This window comes from Herbiconiux daphne (assembly GCF_024979295.1).
GTDB classification, from domain to species: domain Bacteria; phylum Actinomycetota; class Actinomycetes; order Actinomycetales; family Microbacteriaceae; genus Herbiconiux; species Herbiconiux daphnes.
This window is the reverse complement of record NZ_JANLCJ010000847.1, coordinates 1-512: the sequence shown is the minus strand read 5'-3', so window position 1 is coordinate 512 and position 512 is coordinate 1. Positions and strand designations below refer to the sequence as shown.

Sequence of the window (512 nt, the reverse complement as noted above, 5' to 3'; positions counted from 1 at the left end):
AGACATTTATCACATGGGGTATTCGTGCCGAAGTAATCCAAATTCTTAATAGCGTAATCCCAAACAGTTTCCAAACCTTTTAGGTTATTTCTTACATTCGGAAATTCAGCATATGAAATATGACCTCCTGAAGAAATCTTATGATAAGGAGCCTCATGATCAATCTTGTCGAATGGGTTAGAATGTTTATAAACATCTTGATGGAAAGAATTAGTGTAATACTCTTTATCAGTGATACCTTCAACTACACCAAATTTCTTCAAATCCAAACGAGCAAAACGATCGCACAACGATTCAGATGGAGTAGCATATAAACTATAACCCCAACCCTCTTTAGATTGTGTCTTCCAATCATCCACAGCACAACGCAAATACTTAACGACATTTTCTGTATATTGTTTAGAAGTTTCATCATCAGTTGGTGCTGAACCAGTCATTAACAAACCAACTTCATGAAGGCCAATATACCCAAGGCTAATCGATGAACGACCATGCTTGAAGATATCGATAAT

1 protein-coding gene is annotated in these 512 nt (G+C 36.3%); it reads right to left on the bottom strand.

Annotation, left to right across the window (positions count from 1 at the left end; translation table 11 throughout):
• On the bottom strand, positions 1-512 hold a 512-nt coding region (nrdD, locus tag N1032_RS28010; protein WP_310795998.1), incomplete at both ends, for an anaerobic ribonucleoside-triphosphate reductase.